Raw genomic sequence first — 21,201 nt, forward strand, 5'->3', positions numbered from 1 at the left:
CCCGCCCGCCTTGAACCGCCTCAGCGCAGCACGGGGGACAGCTGGAGCCGGGTGACCTGGAAGACGAACGCCATGCAGAGGGTCGCGGCCAGGGCGAGACCGCCCGCCGCGGCTATGCCCGTCTCCACCGCGAGCCTGGCGTCGGCCAGCGAACCGGCGCCCATGCCGGGGAAGACCCTGGCCAGCGCCGTCCCGCCCAGCAGGCTCGCCCACCAGGCCGTCACGACCAGCATGACGCCGTGCCGGCCCGCCATGCGGTAACGGCCGCTGGAGACCCAGACGTCGTGCACGAGCCGGGGCGGCATCCACAGGTTGGCGACCGGCACGAGCCAGGAGCCGACCGTCCAGCCCCTGCGGTAGCGCAGCGGGCCCGGCGCCTGCCCGTGCGCCTGCCACAACCAGGCGAGGAAGAGCACCCCGGTCACCGCCGCGAGCACTCCGGAGATCAGGAAGACGTCGCTGTAGGCGCGCAGTACCGGCAGGGTGAACGCGGCGTCGTAGGAGAAGGGGTTCTCCCCGTCCAGCCCGGCCAGCAGCCGCATCATGCTCACCGCCGACCCCAGCGCCAGGAAGGCGTTGAAGCCCAACAGCACGAAAAGGCCGATGGCCAGCGCCCGGAAGTCCCGCCGGTGCGACCAGGCACCGCAGGCGGGACAGCGGGTAGAGACAGTGGGGATGATGTCCCCGCACAGCCCACAGGGCATGGCCGACTCCCGACAGACACTCGCGCTTTCAGAAACTCAGTCTTTTCTCGCAGTGTACGTACTGCTGACCGGCGCTTTGGGTGTCGAATACGCCACGTGGGGGCTCGGCGGGGAAACCTACCTCTCATGCCCCGAGACAGCGTAGAGAACACCCCTCTCCCCGCCCTGAACCCCGACCCCCGGCGCACCCAGATCCTCGACGCCGCCCGCCGCTGCTTCATCCGCAACGGCTTCCACGCCACCTCGATGCGGGACGTGACCGCCGAGGCCAGGGTCTCCTTCACCGGAGTGACCCGCTACTTCCGCGGCAGGGACGAGGTGATCGCCGCGTTCGCCGACGAGACCGAAGCCGAGGTGCACCGGGTCTTCGCCGCCGCCTTCGGCCGGATGCCCACGCCGGTGGAGGCCTTCCCCCACGTCGAGCAGGGCTTTCCCGGCCTGGCCGTGAAGGTGTGGAGCGCCGCCCTGCGCGCCTCGGCGCTGGACGAACGGGAGGACCGGGCCGCGGCGGAGTTCACCAAGGCGCTGCTGTGGTACGTCGAGCTCTACCAGCGCACCGGGCTGATCACCCGGGAGGTGCCGGCGCTCAACGTGATCCGCACGCTGGTGGCGCTGATCCACGGGTACATGGTGCAGCGCACCCTCTTCGGGGACGTCGACACCCGCGCCTTCCGGGACGGGCTGCGCGAACTGCGCTGACCGGCGTCCGGCTCAGCCGAACGGCACCCACAGGCCGTCGCGGCGGATCAGCAGCCGCCGCGACAGCAGGTGGTCTCCCCTGGCCCAGACCCGGTCGGCGACCCAGCGGAGCTTCGCCAGGCCCTGCTCGTCCCGGGATCCGGTGGCGGTGAAGGCGTCGCGGGCCGGGACCCCGACCACCAGGTCGCCGTCCATCTCCTGGGCGAGCTTCTCCAGGAACGGCTCGTCGAGCAGCAGCCCGGCCTCCAGGTCTCCGCCGACGGTGACGGTCACCGCCTGGACGCCGGGGAACCAGTTCAGCGCCAGGTCGGGGCGGCGGACCCGCAGGTTGCCCGCGGCCTTGGCGCGCAGCTGGTCGGCCTGCAGGCCCAGCTCGCGCAGCAGGCGCGGGGTGACCGGCTCGAAGCGGGTCCTGCCGTCCTCGGACGGCGGCTGGTCCAGCCCGTAGGTCAGGTACAGCTCGCCGGAGAAGTCCTCCCGCAGGGGCGTCTCGTCCGGCGGCAGCGGGAAGTCCAGCTTGACGTCGACCGGGACCCGGGCGCCCAGGATCGGGACGATCAGGTCGTACGGTTCGCTCATCTTCCGGACCTCCGTGCTCGTTCTTCGGCGGATCACGATAGCGGCTGGTGGAGACCGCCGCCTTTCGGCGGGTCAAGCGGGTCTCGGGCGGCCCCGGGCGGGAGGCCCCTCAGCCGCGTCCGCGCAGGGCCAGCAGCGCCGCGGTCAGGGCGGCGCCCGCGGTGACGGCACGGCTCAGGCGAACCGCGCGGCGCACGTCCTTGACCCGGGGTTTGCCGCCGTCCCCGAGCTCCGGCCTGATCTCCAGGCTGCCCCCGTAGGAGTTGGCGCCTCCCAGGCGGACGCCCAGCGCCCCCGCCGCGGCGGACTCGCAGCGTCCGGCGTTGGGGCTGGGATGGCGGGCCCCGTCCCGGCGCAGGACCCGCCAGGACTCGGCGACCGCCTTGCGCGCGCCGTTCTCGGCGACGGAGGGCGCGGCCAGGACGGTCAGCAGGCCGGTGATCCGGGCGGGGACCCAGTTGGCCAGATCGTCGAGCCTGGCCGAGGCCCAGCCGAAACGCTCGTAGCGGACGCTGCGGTAGCCGACCATCGCGTCCAGTGTGTTGACCGCCCGGTAGGCGACCAGACCGGGGATCCCCGCGACGGCGCCCCACAGCAGCGGGGAGACGACGGCGTCGCCGGTGTTCTCGGCCAGCGACTCGACGGTCGCCCTGGCCAGGGCGTCGGCGTCCAGACCGGACGGGTCGCGGGCGCACAGGTGGGAGAGCCTGGCCCTGGCCGCGTCGAGGTCGCCCTCCTCCAGGTGCCGGGCCATGATCGTTCCTTCCCTGGCCAGGGACGTCCCGCCGAGCACCGCCCAGGTCGTCCCGGCCGTCAGCAGGCAGCGGACCACCGGGTGGCGCCTCCGCTCGGCCAGGACGCCCAGCGCGGCCACGGTCCCGACGCAGAGGCCGGTGAAGACGGCGCCCCGAGCCCGGGAGTCGCCGTAGATCCGCTTCTCCAGCCTCGCCGCGGCACCGCCGAACCCCGCCACCGGGTGTCCTCGCCTGGGGTCGGCGAACACCACGTCCAGGCCGACTCCCAGGAGCAGCCCGATGGCCCGCGACCTGCCCGCACGATCCACAGATCCACCTCTCACCCGCATCGGACCGACCGTAGTGCACCACAATCGAAGGCATGCTGATGGAACGGCTCTCTGAACGGCTCTCCCTGGTCACGCGGGTGGTGACGGACCCCTCGGTCACGGCCGGGTACTGCACCGACTTCACCGGTCGCTGGCGCGGAAGCACCCCGCTGGTGGCGCTTCCCGGCGATACCGCCGAGGTCGCGGAGGTCATGCGGATCTGTGCCGGGGAGGGCGTGCCGGTGGTGCCGCAGGGAGGCAACACCGGCCTGGTGGGCGGCGGGGTGCCGATGGGGGGCGAGGTGGTGCTCTCCCTGCGGCGCCTGACGGGGCTCGGCCCGGTGGACGCCGCCGCCCTGCAGGTGACGGCGGGCGCGGGCGTCGTCCTGGCCTCGCTGCAACGGCACGTCCGGGCGGCCGGCCTGGACTTCGGGGTCGACTTCGCGGCCCGCGACGCCGCGACCGTCGGCGGGATGGTCGCCACCAACGCGGGCGGCGAGCGGGTCCTGCGCTACGGGACGACCCGCGCCAACGTGATCGGGGTGGAGGCCGTCCTGGCCGACGGCTCGGTGATCTCCCGGCTGGGCGGCCTCCCCAAGGACAACACGGGTTTCGAGCTCCCGTTCACCGGCAGCGAGGGTGTCCTCGGCATCATCACGGCGGCCCGCCTTCGCCTGGTCCCCCTCCTGGAGCGGCGCGCCACCGCGCTCCTGGGCCTTCCCGACGTCCCGGCGGCCCTCGCCGCGCTGGCCGTCCTGCGCCCCCTGGACTCCCTGGAGATGGCCGAGTTCTTCCTGCCCGAGGGCCTGCGCCTGGTCCGCGGGCACACCGGCCTTCCCTCCCCCACCCGCGAGGAGCACGCCGTCTACCTCCTGGTCGAGTGCGCGGCCTCGCGCGACCCGGAGCCGGAGCTGCACGCCGTCCTGGAGTCCCTGCCCGCCGCCGAGATCGTGATCGCCGCCGACGCCGCCGACCGCCACCGCCTGTGGCGCTACCGCGAGGCCCACACCGAGGCGATCAACAGCCGGGGCGTCCCCGTGAAGCTGGACGTCGCCCTCCCTCTCGGCGAACTCCCCGCCTTCCTTGACGATCTGCCGGGGCTGATCGGCGATGCCGAGCTCTACCTCTTCGGCCACCTGGCCGAGGGCAACCTCCACGTCAACCTGATCGGCGGCCAGGACCCCACCGACGCCGTCCTGCGCCGTGTCGCCCTGGCCGGCGGCAGCATCAGCGCCGAGCACGGCGTGGGCCGGGCCAAGAGCTCCTGGCTCCACCTCAGCCGCTCCCCCGCCGAGCTGGCGGCCTTCCGCGCCGTCAAGCGGGCCCTGGACCCCGGGTGTCTCCTCAACCCCGGCGCCCTGCTTCCCTGAGCCCGGGTCAGAGGTGCGGGAGGGGTGCGGGAAGGGCTCCTTCCAGGGTGAGGAGCGCCTTCTTGGCGGGGAGGCCGCCGGCGTAGCCGGTGAGGGAGCCGGTGGAGCCGATCACGCGATGGCAGGGACGGACGATGAGGAGGGGGTTGGCGCCGATGGCGGCGCCGATGGCGCGGGCGCGGGCGGGGGTGCCGCCGAGGACCGCGTTGAGCTCGCCGTAGGTGGTGGTCGTGCCGTACGGGAGGGCCTCCAGGGCGCTCCACACCTGGCGCTGAAAGGGGGTGCCGGTGGTGGTGAAGTCCAGGTCGAACTCCTTGAGATCGCCGGAGAAGTAGGCCTCCAGCTGGGAGACGGCCTCGGTGAAGTCGGTCGGGGCGTGGCGCCAGGTGTCGGCCCGGACGGGCGCGTTGCGCTGGTCCGGCAGGGAGAGGGAGGACAGCGCCAGGCCCGTCCCGGTGCGGACGCCGGTGAGCAGCAGAACGCCCAGAGGGCTGGAGAACGTGGTGTAGAGCGTCATGGTCGGGCCTTTCCGGGCAGCGAGTTCCACAGCAGGTGGGTGGCGTAGGAACGCCAGGGGGCCCAGGCGGCGGGGTCGGGGTGGCCCACCCGGGCCAGCGCCCGGTTCAGCGCCACGTCGCCGGGCAGCAGGACGTCCGGGTCTCCCAGGGCGCGCATGCGGATGTAGGCGGCGGTCCACGGGCCGATCCCGGGCAGGGACAGGAGGCTCTTCTCCGCGTCGTCGCGGTCCGCCCCCGTGTCCAGGACGAGGTCTCCTGCGGTGAGCGCCTCGGCGAGCGTCCGCAGGGTCTCCCGGCGGGCGCGGGGCATGCGCAGTTCCTCCAGAGAGGCGGCTGCCAGTGCCTCCGCCGTGGGGAAGAGATGGGTGAGGCCGCCGGAGGGCTCCGGCAGGGGGGTGCCGTAGGAGGAGACCAGCGCGGCGGCCTGGGTGCGGGCGGCGGCCACGGTGATCTGCTGGCCCAGCACCGCGCGGAAGGCGGCCTCGTGGGGGTCGGCCGCGCCGGGGGCGCGCAGGCCGGGAGCCTCCGCCGAGCCCGGGCCCAGAATCGGGTCCGCCGCGAAACGCTCGCTGATCGCGTGGGGGTCGGCGTCCAGATCGAACAGGCGGCGGATCCGCTGGGTCGCGGCCGTGAGGTCGCTCACCTCGCTCAGGCTCATGACGCAGTCGAGCCAGCCGCGGTCTCCGCCGGCCTCGTGGACGGCGGCGATCCCCGGGCCCCCAGGCAGGCGGAGGGTGCGCCGGTAGACGCGGGAGCCCGGGGGGCCCTCGACCTCCTCCACGCCGGGCACGGCCCTGCGGGCCAGGAAGTCGAAGATCTCCCCGGCCGCGTACGGGCCCCGGTAGGCCAGCCGCAGCGCCGTCCCCGACGCGGAGGACGAGGAGGGGCCCGGGCCCGCGGCCCTGAGTTCCCCGGGAGTGACCGCGTAGATCTTCTTGATGGTGTCGTTGAACTGGCGGACGCTGGCGAAGCCCGAGGCGAAGGCGATCTCGGTGATCGGCAGGCCGGTGGTCTGCAGCAGCACCCGCGCGGTCTGGGCGCGCTGGGCCCGGGCCAGGGCGACGGGTCCGGCGCCGACCTCGGCGGTCAGCTGCCGCCGCAGCTGCCGGGGGCTGTAGCCCAGCCGGGCGGCGAGCCCGTCGACGCCCTCCCGGTCGACGACCCCGTCGGCGATCAGCCGCATCGCCCTGGCCACCGCGTCGGCCCGCACGTGCCAGGCCGCCGAGCCCGGCACCGCGTCCGGGCGGCAGCGCTTGCAGGCGCGGAACCCGTCGCGCTGCGCGGCCGCCGCACTGGAGTAGAACCGCACGTTCCGGCGCAGCGGCGTGGTGGCGGGGCAGCTGGGCCTGCAGTAGATCCCGGTGGTCCGCACCGCGAAGAAGAACTCCCCGTCGAACCGGGCGTCCCTGCTGCGTACCGCCCTGTAGCGGCTCTCGTCGTCCACCCTTCCCAGTGTGGGCGACGGAGCGGTGCGGCACTGGCGGTTTTCGGCCACCGCGACCCGGGCGGTCGGCTTCATCGGGACATGCCGGATATGAAGCGACCCGCCGCTACCGATCGAACGGTGGCGGCGGGTCGCCGGGCAGCGCGCCCAGAGGGATTCGAACCCCCGGCCGACGGATTAGAAGTCCGTTGCTCTATCCAGCTGAGCTATGGGCGCACACTTTCGCGCCCCGAGTGTAAGGCACGGGAGGCCGCCGGAACAGCAGATTTGTGCCCGATTCGTCCCCGACACGGCATCGATACACGTCCCGGCCGGGAAGCCGGGGGACCCGGTGCGTGGGAGGCTGAGGGCCATCGCGCGGCCCCGGGTGCGGGGAGCCGGTATTTTGGGGTGATTTCACTCCGGGCTTAGGTCGGAGCTGAAAGAGTGTGGCCCACCCTGCCTGCTGTCGTCGAGCTGGAAACAAGAGGACCATGTCGGACAACGAGAAGACCCCAGGTGTGAAGCTGCCGAGCGCCCGGGACATCAGTCGCACCGACTTCACCCCCCACGGCATCAACAAGGGCAGGGGCTCCCTGCGGCGTCCCGCCAACAAGGCCGAACTGCGCAAGAAGCGCATCAAGCAGACCGGGGTCGCGGTCCTGGTCCTGGCGATCATCGCCGGCGTCGCGGGCGGCGCGTACATGCTGACCCGTCCGGAGGAGAACTTCACCATCACGGGCGCCTTCAACAAGGACCCGAAGATCACCTTCCCCGAGGTGAAGCCCTACAGCACCAGCCGTGTCGAGCGGCTGATCAAGGGCGACGGAGAGAAGCTGCAGAACGGCGACACCGCGTACGTCAACTTCGAGACCTATCAGTGGACGGGCGCCAAGAAGTTCGAGGAGAAGTCCAGCAGCTACAGCGGGGACGGCCCGACCGCGCTTCCGGTGGGCGCCCAGGGCGGCAGCGGCTTCAAGAAGCTCGACGAGGCCATGAACGGCGCCACGCTGGGCAGCCGCTACCTGGTGACCATGCCGGTCAAGGAACTCGGTGAGACCGGCGACCAGACCGGCCTGAAGCCCAGCGACAACGTCATCTTCGTCGTGGACGTCGTGACCAAGCAGTACAAGATCAGCGGCGACATGGCCGCGCAGGACGACGACAAGCTGCCCAAGGTCACCGCGCCCAAGAAGGACGGCGAGGCGCCCGGCATCGAGCTGCCCGACGCGGACGCGCCCAAGGAGCTCACCGTCAAGACCCTCATCGAGGGCAGCGGCCCGGTCGTCGTGAAGGGCCAGAAGCTGGCCGCCCACTACAAGGGCGTGATCTGGGACGGCGGCAAGGAGTTCGACTCCAGCTACGCCACCGGCGAGCCCGCCTCCTTCGAGATCGGCACCGGCGCGGTCATCCCCGGCTGGGACAAGGCCCTGGTCGGCCTGAAGGCCGGCAGCCGGGTGCTGCTCGTCATCCCGCCCGCCGACGGCTACGGCGAGAAGGGCAACGAGAGCGCCAAGATCAAGGGAGACGACACCCTGGTCTTCGTCGTCGACGTCCTGACGTCCTACTGATCGCGGAAATGGTCGGCCTCCCGGGAAGAGGCCGGCCGTTTTCCGCTTTCTGGGCAACCTTTCACCGGCTTCGACCGTCTTCTTGAAGGTTGCCCGCAATTCTCCTGAACGGCAGGGCTCCGCCGGAGCCCCGTCGGACGGGCGTGGAACCGGACCGTTCGAGGTAGGGTCAAGGTCACGGAAAGGTAACGGGGGCATGGTGAACGAGAACGAGGAGCACCCGCGGGCCGAGGACGGCGACGGGGAGACCGACGGGACCGCTGAGACCGACGGGCCCGCCGAGAGCATCGTCCCCTCTCCACAGCCCGGCCTTCCCTCGCGCAGACCGGGACGGCTGATCCGGAAGATCTCCTACGGTGTGCTCGGCCTGATCGGGGCGTGCGTGGTCGCCTTCGCCGTCGCCTACCTCCTCACCCCCGTCCCCTCCACCCAACAGGTCAGCGCCCGCGAGCAGCTGAACGTCTTCTACTACGCCGACGGCAAGACGGTCATCGCCCAGGAGGGCACCAACCGCCAGCCCGTCCCGCTGGACAAGGTCTCCGAGGCGATGCGGCAGGCGGTCATCTCCGCGGAGAACCGCAGCTTCTACACCGACCCGGGCGTCTCCTTCAAGGGGACCGTGCGCGCCTTCTGGTCCACCGTCTCCGGCACCCAGGTGCAGGGCGGCTCCACCATCACCCAGCAGATGGTCCGCAACTACTACAGCGGGCTGAGCCAGGAGCGGTCGGTCTTCCGCAAGCTCAAGGAGGTGATGGTCTCGCTCAAGGTGAGCCGGTCCCAGGACAAGGACTGGATCATGGAGCAGTACCTCAACACCATCTACTTCGGGCGGCAGAGCTACGGCGTCCAGGCGGCCGCACAGGCCTACTTCGACAAGGACGCCAAGGACCTGAACCCGGCCGAGAGCGCCTACCTGGCCGCGACGATCCAGCAGCCGAGCCTCTACCAGAAGGTCACCAAGAACAACCGCGAGCAGCTCAAGGAGCGCTGGCAGTACGTCGTGAACGGCATGGTCACCGCCGGAGCGCTCACCCAGGAAGAAGCCGCGAAGCTCAAGTTCCCGACCCCGGCCAAGCAGAAGCAGAAGAACATCTACCAGGGCCAGGTCGGCTACATGGTCAACGTGGCCAAGAAGGAACTGCACGACAAGCACGGCGTCTCCGACCGCCGGCTCGCCCTGGGCGGATTCAAGGTCATCACCACCTTCCGCAAGCCGCTGATGGACGCCGCGGTCAAGGCCGTCCAGGACAACGTCCCGTCCGACATGCCCAAGGAGCAGCGGGTGGGCCTGAGCGCCGTCGACCCGCAGACCGGTGAGGTGCTCGCCTTCTACGGCGGGCGCGACTACCTCAAGGAGCAGATGAGCAGCGCCTTCGGGCTGCGCGCCCAGGCCGGGTCGGGGTTCAAGCCGTACGTGCTGGCCGCCGCGCTGGCCGACGGCAAGGAGCTCACCGACACCGTGGACGGCTCGACCTACACCGCCGCCGACGGGACGCCCGTCAGGAACTCCCACGGGGGGAGCTACGGCTACCTCGACCTCGTCCAGATGACCCGCGACTCGGTGAACACCGCCTACGTGCGGCTCGCCAAGGAGATCGGCAACTCCGAGGTCACCAAGATGGCCGAGAGCATGGGCATCCCCCGCTCGCAGCTGACCGCCAACGGCGCCGACAAGTCCGAGACGTACGCGCTGGGCGTCGCGGACGTGAGCCCGACGCAGCAGGCGGGGGCGTACGGGGCGTTCGCCAACGACGGCGTCTTCCACGCCCCGCACGTCATCAAGTCCTTCACCAACCGGACGGGCCGCACGAAGAAGGTCGAGGTCGAAGGCGTCCGGGTGTTCAGCAAGGACGTCGCCGCCGACGCGACGTACGCGCTGCGGCAGGTCGTCACCAGCGGCACCGCCACCTCGGCCCAGCTCTACGACGGACGGGATGTGGCCGGTAAGACGGGCACCACCGACAAGGGTGCCGCGGTGTGGTTCAACGGGTTCATCCCGCAGATGTCCACCTCAGTAGGCATCTTCCACACCAAATACCCCAACAAGCCGCTGGATCTGCGCGGCTACTCGGCCTACGGCGGCGTGCTGCCCGCGCAGGTGTGGCGGGCCTTCATGACCGAGGCCACCGCGAACATGGAGGCCGAGGAGTTCCCCGAGCCGTCGACCTACTACACCTACCAGCCCGACCCGGTGCCGGCCGACGAGCCCACCGACCCCGACGCCGACCCGAGCCCCTCGGCCACCGACCCGGCCTCGCCCAGCACCCCGCCGGACGAGGAGGAGCCGCCGCCGAACGAGGAGCCCGGGCCTCAGCCGGAGAACCCGGACGAGGACATCGTCCTGCCCGACCCGGGCCCCGGCGACCCGGGAGTCGACCCGGTGCCGGAGGACATCCCCCAGGAGCCTTAGCCGCAGGCCCCGCTCAAGCGCGCGGGCTGGTCCCGCAGCAGCGCGGTGAGCGGGGCGACGTCGCCGGACTGGCTCAGACCGGGCGAGGCGTCCCGCCAGGAGGCCGCCAGGTCCTTGAGGGTCCGGCCGAGCTCTTGATCGTCCGCCTTGGCCGCCAGGCCGTCCAGGGCGGCGGCGAAGTCGTCCGCGGCCTGGCCCCACGCGGCGTTGTCCGTGGAGGGCAGGGTCTTCAGCTTCTTCCCGAAGTCGGTGAAGGCCTGCTGGGTCTCGGCGCACACCTCGTTCTTGTTGCCGGTCATGCTCTCCACGACCCCGCATCCCGACAACGCCGTGACCGTCACCAAGACGATGATGAGCGCGCTACGCCCCGCCTGCATGCGATTCCTCCAGGGATGTGATCCTCAAGGCTCCCATGATTGCGCACGGGCAGGGTCCGCAGGCGGGTGCGCGGAGTTTCCCTCCGCCGCCCGCGTTCGACTTCGTCCACAGACTGAGCGCTGGTCCGCATGAAGCCCGCATTAAGGTAGACGGGTCCGCAGCACGCCCAAGGAGTGGCTTAACGTGGCCGACGAATGGCAGCCCACCACCGACCTGGAGACCCTTCTGGTCGGGGCGATCGACGCCGCCGACCCCGAGGGGTACTTCCGCGTCCTGGCCGGAGCGGACCTGATCGTCCCGCTCCCGCCGGAAACGGCAGAGCAGGTGCTCGCCGACACCGTCCAGCCCGTCTGGCCGACCCAGGAGGTCGACGGGCGCACCCATGTGCTCGCCTACACCTCTCCCGAAGCGATGCGCGCCCATCTCGGCCCCCGCTTCCAGCACCACCTGCGGCTGAGGTTCGCCGACGTGGCCGCGGCCTGGCCCCACTCCCACTGGTGGCTCGCCGTGGACCTGACTCTTCCACCACAGGCCCTGCTGCCGTCCTGGTTCCTCCGCCAGGTCGCCGACGGCGACCCCCGGCCCGTCCTGCTGGGTCTTCCCCGCCCCGCCGCGCCTCCGCGGGCCGTTCCCGTTCCTCCCCCCGGCGCCGCCGATCCCCTCGGCCCGGACTCCCCCGCCGTCCAGAGCGCCCTCGCGGCGGTCCAGGAGAGCGGCTCCCTCCAGGACGCCACCCAGCAGGCGGCCAAGGTCCTCGCCGCCCTCCGCGGCCTCTCCGCTCCCGCCGACGTCCCCGCGCCCCCCGCTCCCGGCGTCCCGGCCGGGCGGGAGGCCGCGCACGCCTCCGGCCCCGCGGCCCCCGTGGAAATGCCGCACCTCGAAGCCCCCGGGCCCGCCTCCGGGCAGGTCCCCTTCCCGGGTGACGCCCCCCGCACTCCGGGCACGCCCGAGCAGAGCACCCCGCGTCAGGGAGAACCGAACCCCGTCTCCGTGCAACCGGTTCAGGCCGACGGCCTCCCCGGCGCGCCCGGCGTGTCACCCGAACCGGGAATCCCGTCGGCCGGAGCGCCGCATTCCTTCGCCTCCGCCGAGCAGACGCGCCTTCCCGGCGCACCGGCCGGCCCGGAGGGTCCGTACGCGGGGACGCCCCTGCCCGCCGATTCCCCCGACCGCCTCCCCCGGGCCGGCGGCATCCCCGGCCCGGTGACCCCCGGCGCGCTCCCCGAGCAGGGCACGCCGTACACGGGGCCGCCGCAGACCACGGCCCCCGCCTTCCCCGACCGGACGCCCCCGGCCGGAGACATCCCCGGCACCGCGGCCCCCGGTATGCCCGGTGCGGAGAACACCTCCTCCGAACCTCCCGCTCAGGCCGGTGACACCCCCGGCGCGTCCGCCGAGGCCCCTCAGGCCTCCGGCTCCCCGACGGCTCCCGCTGGAGCCGTCCCCGGGGCGCCCGCCGAACACACGAGTCCGCGCCCGGAGGCACCGCAGGCCTCCGACACGGCCGGGCAGACCCTTCCTGCCGGTCCCGCCCTCCCCGGCACGCCCGAAGCACCCGCCGACCAGACGATCTCCCCCGCCGGAGAGCCGCGGACCGCCGCCTCTCCCGAACGGACCCTCCCTGCGGAGGCCGTGCCTTCCAGCGCTCCCACCACGCCGGGAACCCTCCGCGCCGGAGCCGCCCAGGCAGCCGACTCGCCCGAACAGGCCTCTTCCGCCGGGAACACTGCTCCCGGAGCTCCTGGAGCGGACACGCGACAGGACGCCCTCCGCACCGGAGCGCCGCAGACCACCGACGTTCCCGAACACGTGGCTTCGGCGGGGAACACGATTCCCGGCACGCCCGCCGAACCTGAAACCCCGCACGACACCGTCGCTTCCCCCGAGCAGGCGGCAGCGGCCGAGGACACGGCCCCCGGAGCACCCGCCGGACAGGAAGCCCCGCATATCGTCGGATCCCTCGAACCGGCGGCTACGCCCAAGGGCGCGGCCCCCGAGGTACCCGCCGAGCCGGAAGCCCCGCACACGGCAGCGCCGCAGACCGTCGCTCTCCCCGAGCAGGGGTCTTCGGGCGGAGCCATGACTTCCGACATGCCCGCCGGACCGGAAGGCCCGTACGCGGGCGTCGCTTCCGCGGGAGACGGGGCTTCCGGTGCGGCTTCGGAACGGGAGGGCTTCGCAGGCGGGCCGGATTCGGGTGAGGCTTCCGAGCCCGCGCCTTCGGCGGAGGAGGCGCCCGGAGTGCCGGGAGCCGTCACCGGTCAGGAGATTCCGGGGAGCGGGAGGCCCGAGCCCGATGCCTCCTCCGAGCGGAACGAAGGATCCGGCGCGGACGGCGGCCAGGAGCCTCCGCAGAGCGGGGTTCCCATGCCGGAGGTGCCCATGCCGGAGGTGCCCGTGGCGCCGGTCACGGGGCCGGAGCGGAGCGGCGGGGAAATTCCCGACGCGGTGGCCGCGCTGCTCGGACGGCAGGAGCCCGAACAGCACGGGAGCGTTCCAGATGCCGTGCCGGACGACGGGGCCCGGGTCTTCGGATCCGCCGAGCACGCTCGGGGTCCTGCGGCCGGGGACGACCCGGCGCAGACGCAGATCGACGGGCTGCCGCCGATCGTGGAGGAGATCAGGACCGAGCCCGCGGCCGGAGGGCCCGAACGGGCCGCGGCGTCCGCCGGGCGGGGGCGGTTCCTCCCCGCCAATCCGGTGGAGACCGAGCTGGTGCGGGCCGCCGACGAGGAGTCGCTGGTCAAGGCGCTGATGGGAGCGGAGCTGCTGCTGCCGGTGCCGCCGGGCACGGACGCGGCGGCGCGGCCGAGCCGTCCCGGATTCCCGTGGCAGCCGGGAGAGATCGACGGGACTCCGGCGGTGCCGGCGTTCACCTCGCCCGAGCGGCTGCTGGACGTGATCGGGCAGGTCGACTACGTGCGGGTGCCGTTCCCGATCGTGGTGCGGCACTGGCCCGACCTGGGCTGGACGCTGGCCATCAACCCGGGCACGCCCGCGTCGGCGACGCTGACCGGGCAGCAGCTGCCGCTGGTGTCGACCTGGGTGGACCAGCTCGCCCTCGAACGGCCCGGTTTCTTCTCCCCGCAGAACGAGCTGGAGCAGCGGCTGCACGAGGCGGCGCAGCGCCGGGACGCCGAGACGTTCTTCGGACTGCTGACCTCCGCCCAGGTGATGATCCCCGCCGACCCGGACACGCCCTGGGGCGCCAGGCCGGGCGAACCGGACTTCCCCTGGCACCCGGTGCCCCTCAAGGGCGAGCAGGCGATCATGGCGTTCACCTCTCCGCGCTGGATGCACGAGGCGGTCGGCCAGTCCCGGTTCGTCATGCCGGACTTCCGGGAGCTCGCCGCGAACTGGCCGGAGCACGGCTGGGCCCTGGTGCTCAACCCTGGAACGCCCATCGACCTGACCGTGCCGGGAGACCGGCTGCGCGCCGCCGTCGCCCCGGCCGAACCGCAGCGGGCACGTCCCGCCCACTTCGAACCCGGCAACCGGGTCGACCAGGACCTGGATGAGGCGGTGCTCGCGGGCGACACCGACGACTTCCTGCGGGTGACGCTGGCCGCCCAGGTGCTCGTCCCGGTCCCGGCCACCGCGCCCGAGGAACTCTCCCCCGAGCACCCGGACTTCGACTGGTCGGCCGCGTTGTCGGCCAGCCCGCCCGGGCCGGGGGCGTCCGTCCGGGTGTTCACCTCGCACCTGCGGCTGCAGGAGACCGTGGGCGACATCCGGTACGTCACCGTCGGTTTCACCGACCTCATCTCGCACTGGCGCCGCACCGACTGGACGCTGCACCTCAACCCCGGCACCCGGATCGGCGCGTCCCTGACCGGCGGTCAGGTCCGCGAGCTCAGCGAGTGGGCGGTGTCCGTGGGGCTGCCCGTCCGCCAGGGCCAGCACCGGGAGCTCGCGCAGCCCTACGCGGCGCCGCACGCCCCCGCCGAGGCGGGCGTCTCGCCCGAGGCGGGCATCTCGCCCGAGGCCACCTCGGCGGAGAACCCGATCGTGGAGATCCCCGCTCCGCGCGAGCGGGGACCCCAGGTGATGGTGATGCAGAAGGTGCTGCCGCACGGCCACGTCGGCTGGTATCTGGAGCAGGGGTACGACCGGGTCGGCGGGTTCATCCACCCGCTGGCCGACTGCGCCGAGCTGGCCACCCCGGCGCAGCTCTACCAGGCCCTCGGCCTGCTGTACCCCGAATCCCCCTTCTCCCTCTCCGACGAGGCGGTGTACGTCCTGCGCTGGCACGCCCACTGCGAGGACCTCTACCGGGTGCCGTTCGGCGGACGCACCGAGGAGGAGCTGCACGCGTGGGGCGAGGCGGGCTGGGTGATCGAGCACGGCCCGTTCCAGGGCGACGGCTTCGCGCCGGGTTCGGCCGGCAGCATCCGCGAGTTCAAGAGCGACAGCACCAGGCTGCCCACCGGAGCCGAGTTGTACCTCATCGGCGGAGACGGGACGGCGACCCTGGTGGCCGTCTACGACGCCGACGTCCTGGGCTGGACGTCGGCCCAGCAGCCCAAGGAGGTCCCGCAGTGATCCGGGATGGTTACGTCGCGATCTGGAAGGGCTCGGAATACGAGGCGAGCCCGACTCCGGAAGGCGAGGTCCGCCTGTACACGACGCAACCCGCCGAGGGCTTCGCCGAGACTCGTCCGGGCCGGTACCGTCGCAGCGTGCCGGCCTCGGAGATCGAGCGGTTGCGTTACGTCCGGACGGCCTGCCGCTGGCGGGGGGAGCGGTTCATCGTGGTCGGCGAGCACGAGACCTGGCTGCGGGTGGAGTACGTCGGCGGCCGGGGTCCGGTGGCCGAGCGGCTCGGCCTCGACCGGATCGACCACGGAGTGTGGCAGACCTGGGCACCGCGGGCGGAAGTGGAGGAACTCCACGAGGAGTTCATCTGAGGTATAACGCCGACTTCACATTGATTCGATCATCCGTTCCGTGTACGGATAGCCTTAACGAAGGCTGCTGAAAGTACACCTGAGTCCTATACGGATGCGGAGGTCTTAAGGCGTGCACCCTTCTCCGAGGACGGGCACGACTTTGGCGGCGGCGCTGGTCCTCGTGGCCACCGCCGTGGGGGCCGCGGACCCCACTGACGAACCGGTTCCCCCTCCTTCCCCTTCCGTGGAAAGCCCCTCCTCCGCCCCGTCGCAGACGCCTTCTCCCAGCACGCCGCCGGAGGACGCCGACACGGGTGATGAGACGGATGACGACGTCGACGGGAACACCGGGGACGAACCGACGGAGACGCCCACCGCGGCTCCCGAGTTGCACGTCGTCCTGTCGATCCCCGAATCGGCCGTCCTGCCGGGCGACAAGGTGAAGGCGACGGCGCACGTCTACGCGGCGGGAGCGGTGGCGAAAGCCGCCAAGCTGAAGGTGACGGCGAGCGGCGGAGTCAAGGTCGCCCCCACCTGCACGCTCGCCTCGGACACCTGCAACCTCGGTGACGTGACGGCCCAGGGGGATTTCGTCCCTGTGGAGCTGTCCGTCCCCGCTACCGCCGCACCCGGTTCACTGCGTGTCACCGCGGCCGTCTCTGCCCGCTCCGCCGCCCCCAAGACGGTCGTCCAGCTCCTCACCATCGCGAAGAAGGGCACCGCCACTCCCAGCGCGTCCGCTCCGGGCACGAGCACTCCCACGGCGTCCCCCGTACCCTCCGCGACGCCGGCTCCCCAGGCGTCCGCGCCTCCGGGCCCGGCGGCGACCCCCTACTCGGTGCTCCCCTCGACCGCCCCGCAGACGGCCCTTCCCGGCGATTCGCCGCCGGATAACAACAGCGCCCAGCTCCCCCTGGTGGTGGCTGGGCCTTCCTCCGCCTCCCAGCCTCTGAGCGCCTCTCAGAACGTCGCGGCGATCCGCCCTGGCGGCACCGACGACATGGACAGGCTCGCCCGCGTCCAGGCCATCTGGCTGAGCATGCTGCTCACGCTCTTCGCCGCCTTGTTCATCCAGCTGAAGCGTCCCGTCCGAGGCGCTCACCGGCGCCTCACCCGGGGCCGATTCGCCCGCTGATCCGCCCGTGGGAACGCACGGCGGGGCCGGTTCGCCGCGATCCCGCTCGGCGGAAGCGGATTTCGCCGATCCGTGCGGTGAACGGGTGAGCCGCGGGCTTATCGGGTGAGCGCGTAGCAGGCGATCGCCGCCGCCGCCACGACGTTGAGGCTGTCCACGCCTCTGGCCGACGCGCCCTCGCTCATCGGGATCCGCACCGCCGCGTCGGCTTCGGAGATCCAGTGGGAGGACAGTCCGTCTCCCTCCGAGCCCAGGAGCAGGCCGACCCTCTCCCCCGCCGAGGCGACGGCCTCCTCCAGGTCGAGCGCGTTCTCCGCCGGTGTGAGCGCGAGCAGCCTGAAGCCCGCCTCCCGCACCGCCGCGAGGTCCTTGTGCCAGTCCTCCATCCGGGCGTAGGGCAGCGCGAACACCGCCCCCATCGACACCTTCACCGACCTGCGGTACAGCGGGTCCGCGCACCGGGGGGCCAGCACCACCGCGTCCACGTCGAGCGCCGCCGCGCACCTGAAGATCGCGCCGACGTTCGTGTGGTTGACGAGGTCCTCCAGGACGATGACGCGGCGGGCGCCGGCGAGGACCTCGGGGAGGGTGGGGAGGGGGAGGCGGGTCATGGAGGCGAGGGCGCCCCGGTGGACGGCGAAGCCGGTGAGGGCCTCGGCGGTGGCGTCGGAGACGAGGTAGACGGGGCAGTCGAGGGCGGGCAGCACGTCGGAGAGGGATTCGAGCCAGCGTTCGGCCATGAGGATCGAGCGGGGGCGGTGGCCGGTCTCCAGGGCCCGGCGGATGACCTTGGCGCCCTCGGCGATGAACAGGCCCTCCTCGGCCTCCAGGCTCTTGCGCAGCTGGCCGTCGGTGAGGCGGACGTAGTCGGCCAGCCGGGGGTCGGAGGCGTCGGGGACGTGGATGAGTTCGGCCATGGCGCTGATTGTCCCAGGGTCGGTCAGGGAAGCTGGAGTTCGGCCAGGACGGGGCGGTGGTCGCTGCCGGACAGCCGCAGCACGTCGTAGGACCGGACCGCCACCTTACGCGGGACCAGGATGTGGTCGAGCGTCAGCCGGGGGAAGCCGGAGAAGCCCCAGGTGCTGGCCAGGCCCTCGCCGCGCCGGTCCGCGGCGTCGGTGTAGCCGCGGTCGAGCAGGCCGCGGAAGCGCGCGTGGTCGAGGGTGGCGTTGAAGTCCCCCGCGAGCACCCGGATCACTCCGTCGTCCGAGCCGGCGGACGGCAGAGTGGACAGCGAGTGCTTCCAGTCTTCGAGTCCTTCGCCCGGCAGGGGCGGCAGCGGGTGGACCGCCGTCATCTCGATCCGCCGTCCGTCCAGTTCGAGGGCGGCGCGGGGGTGGGCCATGACCGTCTCGGGCAGCGCGGGGAGCTCGGTGAGCGGGTACCGGGAGTAGAGCGCCGAGCCGCCCGCACCCCATCTCGGATCGACCACTTCGTAGGGAAGTTGTGCCCGCAACCCCTGCTCGTCGAGGCCGCTCTGGGCGTCGGGGGTGAACTCCTGGACGCTCAGCACGTCCACCCGTTCGCGCTCCACGATGCGGACGAGCTCCCCCATGGAGGCCCGCCCGAAGAAGACGTTGGCGGTCAGTACCCGCAGCTTGGGGCCGTCCGCGCCGACCTGCGCGTCGACGGTGGCGCGGGGCAGGAGCATCGCCCCGAAGGCGAGGGCCGCCACCGTCGCGGCCAGTGCCGCGTACCAGCGGCGGAGCAGAGCGGCGATCAGGACGGGGACCAGCGCGGCCGCCGCCAGGTAAGGGGTGAGGGAGATGAGCGGCACGGCCACCGGCTCGAACAACGCCAGCCCGTCGAGGCCCAGTGCCCAGCCCAGTGCCCAGCCCGCCCAGAGGGCGGTGACCGACCACGCGGCCCAGCTCCGCACCCCTCCTCCGGGATCGAATGCGGTCTGTTTTTTCGCTGGACGCCGGGTCTTCCCTGGTTCGTCCGACAACGTTTCGGTCACAGCTTCAGTACCCACGACAACCTCAACGAACGGGGGGCGAGGGGAGTTGTCACCCCAGGCAAGGTATCTCTCTCGGCTGTGTCGTAGGGCATACCGGCGGACACAGGGGCGCCCTCCCCCCTTTAGCTACCGACAGGTAATCCAATTAAATCCGGACATGCAGCGTTCCGCCGCTAGATCAACGGTTTAGACACCTTTGTAACACCTGGGTGATACGGCTAAAGTGCCTCCGACCAACGCCCGGTGCGCCCAGGACCAGGCACGGCCCCATGAAGAACCCGGAGAGCACCATGACTCGTCCCCCCGGCGACCTCCCGGGCGAGGGTGGATACGGCTCCTCCTCGGAGTATCCGTCCGCCGACAGCAGTGACTGGTTCAGCCCGCGGGCGGCCGGAGGCTCCTCGGCGGGCAATCCCGGACTCCCCGCGGACCGGACCGTCAACGACTCCAACGGCCAGCCGGAGTGGTTCGCCTCGCGCGCCTCCGGTTCGTCGTTCGGCTCCGGCGGATTCACCGGCGCCTCCGATCCTGGCGGCCCCTCATACTCGCAGAACCCGGCGGCGTCCGAACCCTATCTGTCGGCACCGGTCCCCCCGTCCGGCTCCTCCTCGGCCAACAGTTCGACCAGCTCCTACGACCGCCCCTTCCCCACCGGTCCCGGCCAGTCCTCGTCCGGAAACCGCGGCGGCGGCAGCGGGGTCTACTCCAGCGGCGACTACGCCTTCAACTCCGGCGCCTACGGCACCCGCAAGAAGCGCAAGAAGGGCGCGCTCATCGGCCCGCTGGCCGGCGCGGTCGGCCTCGCGCTGCTGCTGGGCGTCGCCATCTACGCCTTCACCCAGAAGAGCGGCGGCGGCTGCTCGGGCTCCTCGACCACGCTGACCGTCGCGGTGGCCAAGGACATCGCCCCGGCCGTCACGAAGTCCGCGGAGGCGTTCGACGGCAAGGAGATCGACGGCGCCTGCTACACGGCGAAGATCGTGGGCACCGACCCCGGCGCCGTGCGCACCGTGCTGACCGGCGAGGGCGTCTCGGCGGGCCAGACCACCAAGCCCGACGTGTGGATCCCCGACTCGTCGCTGTGGTCCAACCTGGTCCAGGCCACCCACGAGAAGGCCATCACCCCGACCAAGGTCTCGATCGCCTCCACCCCGGTGGTCGTCGCGGTCCCGCAGACGCTGGCGATGTACCTGCAGAAGAACGGCTTCGCCGAGAACCCCTCCTGGGACAACCTCCTGAAGGCCGCGGGCGGCCTGGAGGGCGGCGCGGTCACCAAGAACCAGCTCATCGACCCGAAGCTGCTGAACATGCGGGTACCCGACCCCGTCAACACCGGCGCCGGGATGTCGTCCATCTCCATGCTGCGCACGCTGCTGCAGAGCGACAAGTACGCCGACACCATCTTCACCGGCATCGCGCAGACGATCCGCAACCACACCGTCCCCTCGGTGGACTCGCTCTACCAGAACTTCCACCAGGACTCCCGCAAGCGCTTCCCGCTGCTGATCGCGCCCGAGCAGTCGGTGTACGCGCACAACACCGGCAACCCCAAGGAGAAGGCCGTCACCATCTACCCCAGTGAGGGCATGGTGAGCCTCGACTACCCGGTGACCGTCACCACCGAGGACAAGGCCAAGGCGAAGGCCGCCCAGGAGCTGGCCAACACGCTGAGCTCTCCGGACGCCGTCAAGAACTACCAGGCGCTGGGCTTCCGCAGCCCGGACCGCAAGGCCCCGGCCACCTTCACCCAGAGCATGGGGCTGAGCGCCCAGCGCATCAAGGTGCTGCCGCTGAGCACCCCGGAGGAGATCTACAAGATCACTCAGGACTGGTCCAAGCTCTCCCTGGCGATCCGGATGCTCTCGGTCGTCGACATCTCCGGCACCATGGCCCAGCCGATCACCCCGGGCGGTCCGAGCCGGATGCAGACGATCCTCACCATCGCCTCCAAGGGCCTGACCCAGTTCCCGCCCGACAGCCAGATCGGCACCTGGGTCTTCTCCGACCGGCTGGTCGGGGACCAGGACTGGAAGGAGGTCGTGCCGGTCGAGCAGCTCAACAAGCGCTTCGGCTCGGCCAACCACCTGCGCCGCATCCAGCAGGGGCTGCTGGGCATCAAGGCGATCCCGACCGGCAACACCGGCCTCTACGACACGGTGCTCGCCTCCTACCAGCACATGAAGAAGACCCACCAGCCGGGCCGCATCAACTCGATCGTGCTGTTCACCGACGGTCTGGGCAACGACGACCCGAACGGCGGCATCACCCTGAACCAGCTGCTGACGCAGCTGAAGAACGAAGTCGACAAGCGCAAGCCGATCCAGGTCATCATGGTGAGCATCGGCTCGGGTCCGGGCCAGCTCAAGACCATGAAGCGGATCACCAACCTCACCGGTGGCGAGGCCTACATCCCCAGGACGCCCGAGGAGATCACCCAGATCTTCCTGAAGGCGCTCTCCCGGCGGATGTGCGCGGGCCAGGAGGGCACCACCTGCTGACCCG

Annotated in this window: 16 protein-coding genes and 1 tRNA gene; 8 read left to right on the forward strand and 9 right to left on the reverse strand. The window is 71.8% G+C overall.

What is annotated here, in order from left to right:
- Positions 1 to 20 precede the first annotated feature (20 nt).
- Positions 21 to 704, reverse strand: a complete 684-nt coding sequence (locus tag ABGB12_RS00780; protein ID WP_347673631.1) for a DUF4328 domain-containing protein — start codon at positions 702 to 704, stop codon at positions 21 to 23.
- A 126-nt stretch (positions 705 to 830) separates the two neighbouring features.
- Here ABGB12_RS00780 and ABGB12_RS00785 point away from each other — a divergent pair, with 126 nt between their 5' ends.
- On the forward strand, positions 831 to 1,403 hold the full coding sequence (locus tag ABGB12_RS00785) for a helix-turn-helix domain-containing protein (RefSeq protein ID WP_347673633.1): 573 nt from the start codon (positions 831 to 833) through the stop codon (positions 1,401 to 1,403).
- Between the two features lie 12 nt (positions 1,404 to 1,415).
- Here the strand turns inward: ABGB12_RS00785 and ABGB12_RS00790 are convergent, their stop codons facing one another.
- Complete coding sequence (locus tag ABGB12_RS00790) at positions 1,416 to 1,982, reverse strand: DUF1444 domain-containing protein (RefSeq protein WP_347673635.1); 567 nt, start codon at positions 1,980 to 1,982, stop codon at positions 1,416 to 1,418.
- A gap of 109 nt (positions 1,983 to 2,091) precedes the next feature.
- The gene (locus ABGB12_RS00795) at positions 2,092 to 3,066 is read right to left on the reverse strand and encodes a cobalamin biosynthesis protein (RefSeq protein ID WP_347673636.1); all 975 of its coding nucleotides are present in this window, start codon (positions 3,064 to 3,066) and stop codon (positions 2,092 to 2,094) included.
- 32 nt (positions 3,067 to 3,098) lie between these two features.
- Here ABGB12_RS00795 and ABGB12_RS00800 point away from each other — a divergent pair, with 32 nt between their 5' ends.
- On the forward strand, positions 3,099 to 4,415 hold the full coding sequence (locus ABGB12_RS00800) for an FAD-binding oxidoreductase (RefSeq protein ID WP_347673638.1): 1,317 nt from the start codon (positions 3,099 to 3,101) through the stop codon (positions 4,413 to 4,415).
- 7 nt (positions 4,416 to 4,422) lie between these two features.
- Here ABGB12_RS00800 and ABGB12_RS00805 read toward each other — a convergent pair whose 3' ends face one another.
- The 3 genes from ABGB12_RS00805 to ABGB12_RS00815 form a co-directional block, all read right to left on the reverse strand.
- Positions 4,423 to 4,932: a methylated-DNA--[protein]-cysteine S-methyltransferase gene (locus ABGB12_RS00805; RefSeq protein ID WP_347673640.1), complete on the reverse strand. Its 510-nt coding sequence runs from the start codon at positions 4,930 to 4,932 to the stop codon at positions 4,423 to 4,425.
- Entirely contained in the window at positions 4,929 to 6,377 is a 1,449-nt protein-coding gene (locus ABGB12_RS00810) for an AlkA N-terminal domain-containing protein (RefSeq protein ID WP_347673641.1), read from the reverse strand. The genes ABGB12_RS00805 and ABGB12_RS00810 overlap by 4 nt, the downstream gene beginning before the upstream one ends.
- A 142-nt stretch (positions 6,378 to 6,519) precedes the next feature.
- Positions 6,520 to 6,593 (reverse strand) — tRNA-Arg (locus ABGB12_RS00815).
- Positions 6,594 to 6,877: 284 nt separating this feature from the next.
- Here ABGB12_RS00815 and ABGB12_RS00820 point away from each other — a divergent pair.
- Positions 6,878 to 7,927, forward strand: coding sequence for an FKBP-type peptidyl-prolyl cis-trans isomerase (locus tag ABGB12_RS00820; RefSeq protein WP_347673643.1), 1,050 nt, complete (start codon positions 6,878 to 6,880; stop codon positions 7,925 to 7,927).
- 196 nt (positions 7,928 to 8,123) lie between these two features.
- Positions 8,124 to 10,337, forward strand: a complete 2,214-nt coding sequence (locus tag ABGB12_RS00825; RefSeq protein WP_347673644.1) for a transglycosylase domain-containing protein — start codon at positions 8,124 to 8,126, stop codon at positions 10,335 to 10,337.
- On the opposite strand, the gene ABGB12_RS00830 is transcribed toward ABGB12_RS00825, so the two are convergent.
- Entirely contained in the window at positions 10,334 to 10,714 is a 381-nt protein-coding gene (locus ABGB12_RS00830) for a hypothetical protein (protein ID WP_347673646.1), read from the reverse strand. The two genes, ABGB12_RS00825 and ABGB12_RS00830, sit on opposite strands and share 4 nt — an antisense overlap.
- A gap of 184 nt (positions 10,715 to 10,898) precedes the next feature.
- On the opposite strand from ABGB12_RS00830, the gene ABGB12_RS00835 reads away from it, so the two are divergent.
- The 3 genes from ABGB12_RS00835 to ABGB12_RS00845 all read left to right on the forward strand — a co-directional run bounded on the left by ABGB12_RS00835 (position 10,899) and on the right by ABGB12_RS00845 (position 16,739).
- The gene (locus ABGB12_RS00835; RefSeq protein ID WP_347673647.1) at positions 10,899 to 15,257 is read left to right on the forward strand and encodes an SseB family protein; all 4,359 of its coding nucleotides are present in this window, start codon (positions 10,899 to 10,901) and stop codon (positions 15,255 to 15,257) included.
- The gene (locus ABGB12_RS00840; protein ID WP_347673649.1) at positions 15,254 to 15,622 is read left to right on the forward strand and encodes a hypothetical protein; all 369 of its coding nucleotides are present in this window, start codon (positions 15,254 to 15,256) and stop codon (positions 15,620 to 15,622) included. Before ABGB12_RS00835 ends, ABGB12_RS00840 begins: the two co-directional genes overlap by 4 nt.
- A 112-nt stretch (positions 15,623 to 15,734) precedes the next feature.
- A complete protein-coding gene (locus ABGB12_RS00845) occupies positions 15,735 to 16,739 on the forward strand; it encodes a hypothetical protein (protein ID WP_347673651.1) in 1,005 nt (334 codons plus the stop codon).
- Positions 16,740 to 16,837: 98 nt separating this feature from the next.
- Here ABGB12_RS00845 and ABGB12_RS00850 read toward each other — a convergent pair whose 3' ends face one another.
- Complete coding sequence (locus ABGB12_RS00850) at positions 16,838 to 17,656, reverse strand: RNA methyltransferase (RefSeq protein ID WP_347673653.1); 819 nt, start codon at positions 17,654 to 17,656, stop codon at positions 16,838 to 16,840.
- Between the two features lie 23 nt (positions 17,657 to 17,679).
- A complete protein-coding gene (locus ABGB12_RS00855) occupies positions 17,680 to 18,618 on the reverse strand; it encodes an endonuclease/exonuclease/phosphatase family protein (RefSeq protein ID WP_347673654.1) in 939 nt (312 codons plus the stop codon).
- A 371-nt stretch (positions 18,619 to 18,989) separates the two neighbouring features.
- Here ABGB12_RS00855 and ABGB12_RS00860 point away from each other — a divergent pair, with 371 nt between their 5' ends.
- Positions 18,990 to 21,197 (forward strand): substrate-binding and VWA domain-containing protein, encoded by a 2,208-nt coding sequence (locus ABGB12_RS00860; RefSeq protein ID WP_347673656.1) that lies wholly within the window; start codon positions 18,990 to 18,992, stop codon positions 21,195 to 21,197.
- Positions 21,198 to 21,201: the final 4 nt, after the last annotated feature.

It is taken from the genome of Actinocorallia sp. B10E7 (assembly GCF_039871655.1).
Taxonomy (GTDB): domain Bacteria; phylum Actinomycetota; class Actinomycetes; order Streptosporangiales; family Streptosporangiaceae; genus Actinocorallia.